General features: G+C 69.9%; 9 protein-coding genes. 1 reads left to right on the top strand and 8 read right to left on the bottom strand.

Annotated elements, in window-relative coordinates; genetic code table 11:
* Positions 1 to 34 precede the first annotated feature (34 nt).
* The 8 genes from ACH4YP_RS28820 to ACH4YP_RS28855 form a co-directional block, all read right to left on the bottom strand.
* Positions 35 to 1,072: an asparaginase gene (locus ACH4YP_RS28820; protein WP_361061924.1), complete on the bottom strand. Its 1,038-nt coding sequence runs from the start codon at positions 1,070 to 1,072 to the stop codon at positions 35 to 37.
* Positions 1,069 to 2,520 (bottom strand): amino acid permease, encoded by a 1,452-nt coding sequence (locus ACH4YP_RS28825; RefSeq protein WP_361061921.1) that lies wholly within the window; start codon positions 2,518 to 2,520, stop codon positions 1,069 to 1,071. Before ACH4YP_RS28825 ends, ACH4YP_RS28820 begins: the two co-directional genes overlap by 4 nt.
* On the bottom strand, positions 2,517 to 3,260 hold the full coding sequence (locus ACH4YP_RS28830) for a FadR/GntR family transcriptional regulator (RefSeq protein ID WP_361061918.1): 744 nt from the start codon (positions 3,258 to 3,260) through the stop codon (positions 2,517 to 2,519). Before ACH4YP_RS28830 ends, ACH4YP_RS28825 begins: the two co-directional genes overlap by 4 nt.
* Before the next feature lie 88 nt (positions 3,261 to 3,348).
* The gene (locus ACH4YP_RS28835; protein ID WP_361061915.1) at positions 3,349 to 4,179 is read right to left on the bottom strand and encodes an undecaprenyl-diphosphate phosphatase; all 831 of its coding nucleotides are present in this window, start codon (positions 4,177 to 4,179) and stop codon (positions 3,349 to 3,351) included.
* Positions 4,180 to 4,291: 112 nt separating this feature from the next.
* Positions 4,292 to 4,666: a fluoride efflux transporter CrcB gene (gene crcB, locus ACH4YP_RS28840; RefSeq protein WP_361061912.1), complete on the bottom strand. Its 375-nt coding sequence runs from the start codon at positions 4,664 to 4,666 to the stop codon at positions 4,292 to 4,294.
* On the bottom strand, positions 4,663 to 5,052 hold the full coding sequence (locus tag ACH4YP_RS28845; RefSeq protein WP_361061909.1) for a DUF190 domain-containing protein: 390 nt from the start codon (positions 5,050 to 5,052) through the stop codon (positions 4,663 to 4,665). Before ACH4YP_RS28845 ends, crcB (ACH4YP_RS28840) begins: the two co-directional genes overlap by 4 nt.
* A 22-nt stretch (positions 5,053 to 5,074) precedes the next feature.
* Positions 5,075 to 5,551 carry a fluoride efflux transporter CrcB gene (gene crcB / locus ACH4YP_RS28850; protein WP_361061906.1) on the bottom strand — a complete coding sequence of 159 codons (477 nt, stop codon included), beginning with the start codon at positions 5,549 to 5,551 and terminating at the stop codon, positions 5,075 to 5,077.
* Between the two features lie 50 nt (positions 5,552 to 5,601).
* Positions 5,602 to 5,997, bottom strand: coding sequence for a nuclear transport factor 2 family protein (locus tag ACH4YP_RS28855; RefSeq protein WP_361061903.1), 396 nt, complete (start codon positions 5,995 to 5,997; stop codon positions 5,602 to 5,604).
* 113 nt (positions 5,998 to 6,110) lie between these two features.
* Between ACH4YP_RS28855 and ACH4YP_RS28860 the strand changes: the two genes are divergently transcribed.
* Positions 6,111 to 7,622: an AMP-binding protein gene (locus tag ACH4YP_RS28860; RefSeq protein WP_398493386.1), complete on the top strand. Its 1,512-nt coding sequence runs from the start codon at positions 6,111 to 6,113 to the stop codon at positions 7,620 to 7,622.
* Positions 7,623 to 7,752 lie beyond the last annotated feature (130 nt).

Consider the following 7,752-nt stretch of genomic DNA (forward strand, 5'->3'; position numbering starts at 1 on the left):
GGGCTTTACGCGTGACACGTCAGGTGGACGTCCCTCAGGGCGCCGGAGACTCCGCGAGCGGGTCGAGTGCCCTCGTCGGCCGGATGCCTCCGACCACCGTGCCGCCGCCGAGGAGCGGCGCCCCGGCGAACTCGGTGAGTGCGGCCGGGTCGACGCCGCAGCGGGCGAGCGCCGCCGCGGTGACCGGTGTACGGGCCCGGTCGGCGCCGTCCGCGATCTTCACGGCGACGGCCCGGCCGTCGGGGAGCGCGGCGACCTGTACGCCCTCGAAGCCGTCCTTGGTGAGCAGGCCCGGTACGGCTCGCATCAGCGCGGCTACGTCGCGGCCGGTGCCGGACGCCATCTCGGCGTGCTCGCGCATCGCGTCGGCGACCCGTGCCTCAGGGGTGCCGGGCGGGGCCGTCGTGATCCGGGCTGCGGCGCGGGCGAGCCCGTGCAGCGAGACGGAGAACAGCGGGGCGCCGCAGCCGTCGACCGTGACGCGGGCGATGGCCTGACCCGTCAGGTCCTCGACGATCTCCGCGATCGCCTGCTGGAGCGGATGCGCGGGGTCGAGGTAGTCGTCGAGCGACCAGCCGTTCAGGCGCGCGGTGTAGAGCATCGCCGCGTGTTTGCCCGAGCAGTTCTGCGCGAGGCGGGAGGGCAGTCGGCCCGCGCGGATCCAGTCCTCGCGAACGACCGGGTCGTAGGGCAGGTCCGTGACGTTGCGCAGGTCGTCCTCGGCGAGTCCGGCGAGCTCCAGGATGCGCCGGGTGCCGGCGAGATGACGTTCCTCGCCGGAGTGGCTGGCGGCGGCCAGCGAGAGCAGGTCACCGTCGAGGGGCAGCCCGGCTCGGAGCATCGCCACGGCCTGTACCGGTTTGAGGGCGGAGCGGGGGTAGAAGGCCGCCTCGATGTCACCGATCTGCAGTTCCACGCTCCCGTCGGCGGCCAGCACGACCACCGACCCGTAGTGGATGCCTTCGATGACTCCGCCGCGTACGAGGTGTGCGACGGGCGCGTGCAGTGGTTCTCGGATCGAGGGTGCCGCGGCGAGCGAGCAGCCGTGATCGGCAAGGGCGTTGGGACTCATGCGTCCACCTCGGGCTTTCGTATCGACTCGACCCGGCGGCGTACGCCGTACCAGCCGGCGACCAGGGCCGCCGCGATCAGCGGCAGGCAGAGGACTGTGGTGCGGCCCGCTCCTCCGTCCGCGTACATGAGGACCAGTACGGAGGCGAGGAAGAAGAGGGTCACGAGTTCGGTCCAGGGCGAGCCCGGGAGGCGGTAGCTCGGGCGGTCCAGCTCGCCGTCCTCCGTCTTCCGCCAGAACTGGAGGTGACAGATCATGATCATGCCCCAGGTGGCCAGGATACCGAGCGCCGCGAAGTTCAGCACGATCTCGAACGCGTCGGCGGGGACGACGAAGTTGAGTCCGACGCCGAGTACACAGATACCGCTGGTCAGCAGGATTCCGCCGTACGGGACCTGGCTGCGGCTCATCACGGACGTGAACTTCGGCGCCGAGCCGGACATCGACATGGAGCGCAGGATGCGACCGGTCGAGTAGAGCCCGGAGTTGAGGCTGGACATGGCGGCGGTCATCACGACGAGGTTCATCACGCCGCCCGCGGCCGGGATGCCGATGTTGGAGAGCACGGTGACGAACGGGCTCTCTCCGGCGGTGTACTTGTTCCAGGGCAGCAGCATCGACAGCAGCAGGACCGAGCCGACGTAGAAGAGGCCGACGCGCCACATGATCGAGTTGATGGCCTTCGGCATGATCTTCTCGGGGTTCTCGGTCTCGCCCGCCGCGACGCCCACCAGCTCGACGGAGGCGTAGGCGAAGACGACGCCCTGGACGATCAGCAGCATCGGCAGGAGGCCGTTGGGGAAGAGGCCGCCGTTGTCGGTGATCAGGGAGGGGCCGGGGGTGGTCCCGTCCACGGGGTTCTGGGTGACCAGCAGGAAGATGCCGATCAGCATGAAGGCGACGAGCGCGCCGACCTTGATGATCGCGAACCAGAACTCCAGCTCGCCGAAGATCTTCACGGAGATGAGGTTCACGGTCAGTACGACCGCGAGCGCGATGAGGGCGATCACCCACTGCGGGACGTCGGAGAACATGCCCCAGTAGTGGGTGTAGGTGGCGACCGCGGTGATGTCGGCGATGCCGGTGGTCGCCCAGTTCAGGAAGTACATCCAGCCCGCGGTGTACGCGCCCTTCTCGCCCAGGAACTCCCGGGCGTACGACACGAAGGCGCCGGAGGAGGGCCGGTACAGGACGAGCTCGCCGAGGGCGCGGACGACCAGGAAGGCGAAGACACCGCAGACGGCGTACGCGATGAAGAGCGAGGGGCCGGCGTCGGCGAGGCGGCCTCCGGCGCCGAGGAAGAGACCGGTGCCGATGGCCCCGCCGATGGCGATCATGTTGACGTGCCGGGACTTCAGGGACTTGCTGTATCCCGCGTCACCGGCGTCGACATGAACGGCGGCTTTCCGTGTCTGCCCTGTCTCTTTTTCGAGGGACTGCTCGCTCACGCCTTTGGTCCGCCTTCCGTGGGGGTGTCCTCGCCGTCCGTGTGCTCGGAGCGCACGATCGCGGTGAGGGTCGTCTCGACGCGGTCGAGGTGGTGTGCCATCGCCTCGGTCGCGTCGTGTGCGCTGCCGTCGACCAGGGCCTCGACGATGGCGCGGTGCTCGCGGTTGGACTGCTCGCGGCGGCCCCCGAGCTCGTTCAGGAACGCCGACTGGCGGGCCAGCGCGTCCCGGATCTCCTCGATCACGCGGCGGAAGACCGGGTTCTGGGCGGCCTGCGCCACGGCGAGATGGAAGAGCGTGTCCATGGCCACCCACGCGGTGGTGTCGGTCTCGCGCTCCATCCGCTCCAGCAGGTGGGCCAGGTGGTCGAGGTCCTCGGGAGTGCGCCGTGCCGCCGCGTAGCCGGCCACGGGGATCTCGACGTGCCGCCTGACCTCCAGCAGGTCGCTGGCCGCGTAGTCGCCGAAGGTGGGGTCCTCGACGGGTCCGTTGGACAGCACGAAGGTGCCCTTGCCGGTCCGGGACACGGTCAGCCCCATGGTCTGCAGAGCCCGGAGCGCCTCCCGCAGCACGGGACGGCTGACCTCCAGCCGCCGGCACAGCTCCGCCTCGGAGGGCAGCTTGTCCCCCACGGCGTACTCACCTCGCTCGATGGCACCACGAAGGTGCCCGAGCACCGCTTCCATGGCGCTGATACGCCTCGGCACCGAGCCAGCTGTCTGGCTGTCTGACAGGTTCACGGGGGTGATCCTGGGGGGAACGGGAGGTGACTGTCAAGGACGGGTCCGGGGCGTGAGACCGGCCCGCGGGCCTCGCTCGCCCGGACGGTCAGAGGACTCCGGCACCCAGCAGCCCGAACAGCAGCACACCGACGACGATCCGGTAGATCACGAACGCGTTGAACGAATGCTTCGCCACGAACCTCAGCAGCCACGCGATCGAGGCGTACGCCACCAGGAAGGACACGGCTGTCCCCACAGCCAGTGGGAGGGCGCCGGTGCCCGCGCCCAGGGCGTCCTTGAGTTCGTAGAGGCCGGCGCCGGTGAGGGCCGGGATGCCGAGGAAGAAGGAGAGGCGGGTGGCGGCGACGCGGTCGAGGTCGAGGATCAGGGCGGTGGACATGGTGGCGCCGGAGCGGGAGAAGCCGGGGAAGAGCAGGGCCAGGATCTGTGAACTGCCCACCAGCATCGCGTCCTTGAACGAGGTGTCGTCCTCGCCGCGCTTGTGCCGGCCCATCTGGTCCGCCGCCCACATCACCCCGCTGCCGACGATCAGGGAGCCCGCGACCACCCAGAGCGAGGCGAGGGGTCCTTCGATGAGCGGTTTGGCGGCCAGGCCGACGGCCACGATCGGGATCGTCGCGAAGATCACCCACCAGGCGAACCTGTAGTCGTGGTGGTAGCGCTCCTCGGGGTCCCGCAGGCCCCGGAACCAGGCCGAGACGATCCGCACGATGTCCTTGAAGAAGTAGACGAGCACCGCGGCGATGGCACCGACCTGGATGACGGCGGAGAAACCGACGACGGCCTTGTCGTCGACAGGGATGCCCATGAGCCCCTCGGTGATCTTGAGATGGCCGGTGGAGGAGACGGGGAGGAACTCGGTCACCCCCTCGACGGCTCCGAGGACGACGGCCTGACCGACGGAGATGGCGCTCATGGGATCCAGTTCTGGTGGGCGGGCATGCGGACGGCTGCCGCGGCACGGGCAGGCAGCCGTACGTCGGCCGCGGCGGAGCCAGTCCTACTACGCCCAGGTGTGACCCCCGGGACTATGCCCAGAGGGCCTCGGCCACCGAAACACCCGCAAACGCCGCACCGAGTCCCGCGGCCACGCTCGCGATCACGTTGGCGGCGGCGTAGAGGCGGGCCCCGTCCTCGGCCAGCCGCAGGGTCTCGAACGAGAACGTCGAGTACGTGGTGAGCGCCCCGCACAGGCCGGTGCCGAGCAGCAGTTGGAGGTGCGAGGAGGCCGCTCCGGCCACGGCCGCGCCGGTGAGGGTGCCCAGGATCAGACAGCCGACGACGTTCACCGTGAAGGTGCCCCAGGGGAAGACCGTGTCGTGCCGGGACTGCACCGCGCGGTCGGTGAGATAGCGCAGCGGAGCGCCGACCATGCCGCCGACGATCACCAGCACCCAGTTCACAACGACTTCTTACCCTTCCCGCCCGTGTCGCCGGGTCCGCCGGCGGGCTCCTCCCGGCCGACGTACCGGATTACCTCGCAGCTGTCGAGGATCACCATCCCCTCCCCCACCAGCTCGTCGAGCTCCGGCAGGAAGGCGCGTACGCGCTCCTCCGTGTCCACGATGACGACGGCCACCGGCAGATCCTCGCTCAGCGACAGCAGCCGCGAGGTGTGGATCAGCGAGGAGGCGCCGAAGCCCTCGATGCCCCGGAACACGCTCGCTCCGGCGAGTCCCGCCGCGCGGGCGCGGTGCACGATCTGCGAGTACAGCGGCTTGCGGTGCCAGGTGTCGTTCTCGCCGATGAAGACGGTCACCCGCAGGGCCTTGCCCGTCAGTCTCGTCATCGCCGCCTCCGTGCCATGGCGTTCATCGGCGCCGCCGCCACGCCAGGACCCGGCGCACGGCCGTCACCGCGAGCCAGACCGCCGCGAGCGCCGCCACCAGGGTCGCGGCGAGATAGGCGAGGCCGGTGCGGGGACGGCCCGTGTCGACAAGTCTCTGGATGTCGACGGCGTACGTCGAGAAGGTGGTGAAGCCGCCGAGCACCCCGGTGCCGAAGAACGGGCGTACCAGCCGGTGGGCCGCCCACACCTCGGTGATCACGACCATGAAGGCGCCGATCACGAAACATCCGACGACGTTGACCCAGAACGTGGTCCACGGGAAGCCGCCCGTGTGCGTGGGCCACAGGAGCGAGGCCCCGTAGCGCGCCGAGGCCCCGAGCGCGCCGCCCACCGAGACCGCCGCCACGGCCGATCCCTGTCCTCGCCAGACCGAGGGCCGCCGGGCGGGCGCGCGGAGTTCCGCCGGTTCGTCCACCGTGTCGGAATGGGGGGTGGTCATGGGCGTACGTCTCCTGGTCGTGGCAGGAGATCAGGCTAAGCCCCGGCCGGTCAGGACGCGCCCGACGCCTGCTTCTCGACGGCCTCGAACCGGGCCGCCATCGCGGCCTGGAGCGCCTGGGCCGCCGACAGCGGGCGGACCATGACCGTGAGCTCGTCGACGCGGCCGTCCTCGTCGAAGTGCAGGATGTCGCAGCCCTGGAGTGCGCGGTCGCCCACCCGTGCCTCGAAGACGAGGACGACGTCCCGGCCGTCCGGGTTCTCGATCTCGCGGATGTAGCGGAAGTCCTCGAAGACCTCGATGACCGCGCCCAGGATCGCCGCGGTGATCGGCTTTCCGGCGTACGGCTTGAACACCACGGGGCTGGTGAACACGACGTCCTCGGCGAGCAGGTCGACGACGGCCGCGTGGTCGCCGTCCTCCACCGCCTTGCGGAAGGGATTCATCTGCCACCTCTTAGGTAACTAATTGATTAGGCACTTCGGACAGTAGTGGCCGCTGGTGGCATCGCGCAACGCCGGGGTAGGTACGTATGCATCACCGACCCGGAGGTGCTGTTGTGTACTACCCGCTGACCGTCCGTGACTTCCTCGACCGTGCGGCCCACGTCTATCCGGACCGCGTCGCCGTCGTCGACGAACCGGAGCAGCCGGGGCCGAGCCTCGGCGAACTCACCTACCGGGAGCTGGCCGCGCTCGCCCGCGCGCAGGCCGCCAAGCTCGACCAACTGGACGTACCCGTGGGCGGCAGGGTGGCGGTGATCTCGCAGAACTCGGCGCGGCTGCTCACCTCGTTCTTCGGCGTCTCCGGCTGGGGACGCGTCCTGGTGCCGGTGAACTTCCGGCTGACCCAGCCGGAGATCGACTACATCGTCCGGCACTCCGGTGCCTCGGTCGTCCACGCGGACGCGTCCTGCGCGGACGTGCTCGACACCCTCGACGTCAAGCACAAGTTCGTCCTCGGCGACGACGAGGATCTCTTCCTGCGCGACACGGAACCGCGGGAGTGGGCCTCACCGGACGAGAGCGCGACGGCCAGCGTCAACTACACGTCCGGAACGACCGCCCGCCCCAAGGGAGTTCAGCTCACGCACCGCAATCTGTGGCTGAACTCCACCGTGTTCGGACTGCACACCACGATCAGCGACCGTGACGTCTACCTCCACACGCTCCCGATGTTCCACGCGAACGGCTGGGGAATGCCGTACGGCGTCACGGGTGTCGGCGGCCGGCACATCGTGCTCCGCCAGGTCGACGGTGCCGAGATCCTGCGGCGTGTCGAACGGCACGGTGTCACCCTGATGTGCGCGGCGCCCGCCGTCCTGAACGCCGTGCTCGACGCGGCCGCCGACTGGGACGGCGAGATCCCCGGCCGCGACCGGGTACGTATCGTCTGCGCGGGAGCGCCGCCGCCGACCCGCACGATCGAGCGTGTGATGGGCGAGCTTGGCTGGGAGTTCATCCAGATCTACGGGCTGACCGAGACCTCGCCGCTGGTCACGGTCAACCGCGGCCGGGAGGAGTGGGACGACCTGGAGCCCACCGATCGGGCCCGGCGGCTCGGGCGGGCGGGGGCGCCCGCTCTCGGCGTACGCGTCGATGTGGACGTCGATGGCGAGGTGCTGACCGCGTCGAACCACAATCTGGAGGGCTACTGGGACCAGCCCGAGGAGACCGCGAAGGCGCAGGCGGGCGGCTGGTTCCACACCGGGGACGGCGGATACCTCGACGACGAGGGCTACTTGGTGATCTCCGACCGCAAGAAGGACGTCATCATCTCGGGCGGCGAGAACGTCTCGTCGATCGAGGTGGAGGACGTGATCACCTCGCATCCGGCCGTGCGCGAGGTCGCGGTGATCGGGATTCCGGACGCCAAGTGGGGCGAGTTGGTGACCGCGCTCGTCGTGACGGACGGATCGGGCGTCACCGCCGAGGAGTTGATCGCGCACTGCCGTACGCGACTGGCCGGTTTCAAGACGCCCAAGCGGGTCGACTTCGTGGAGTCGCTGCCGCGCACGGCGACGGGGAAGCTGCAGAAGTTCAAGCTGCGCGAGCCGTTCTGGCGGGAGTAGGAGGGCCGAGGTGGTGAGGGGTGGGGGGGGGCGCGCCCCCCCCAACCCCCGGGGAGTAAAAAACCCCGGGGGGTAACACCCCCACGCCCGGCGGGGGCGGTCGGGGGTGCCCCCCACGGCCCGGGTGTCC

This window comes from Streptomyces sp. NPDC020747, from assembly GCF_044334695.1.
Lineage (GTDB): Bacteria > Actinomycetota > Actinomycetes > Streptomycetales > Streptomycetaceae > Streptomyces.

Bases quoted from the DNA above. Each gene is read 5' to 3' on its own strand.
- ACH4YP_RS28855 (WP_361061903.1), bottom strand. From the start codon at position 5,997: ATGAATCCCTTCCGCAAGGCGGTGGAGGACGGCGACCACGCGGCCGTC.
- ACH4YP_RS28845 (WP_361061909.1), bottom strand. From the start codon at position 5,052: ATGACGAGACTGACGGGCAAGGCCCTGCGGGTGACCGTCTTCATCGGC.
- crcB (WP_361061906.1), bottom strand. From the start codon at position 5,551: ATGACCACCCCCCATTCCGACACGGTGGACGAACCGGCGGAACTCCGC.
- ACH4YP_RS28820 (WP_361061924.1), bottom strand. From the start codon at position 1,072: ATGAGTCCCAACGCCCTTGCCGATCACGGCTGCTCGCTCGCCGCGGCA.
- ACH4YP_RS28835 (WP_361061915.1), bottom strand. From the start codon at position 4,179: ATGAGCGCCATCTCCGTCGGTCAGGCCGTCGTCCTCGGAGCCGTCGAG.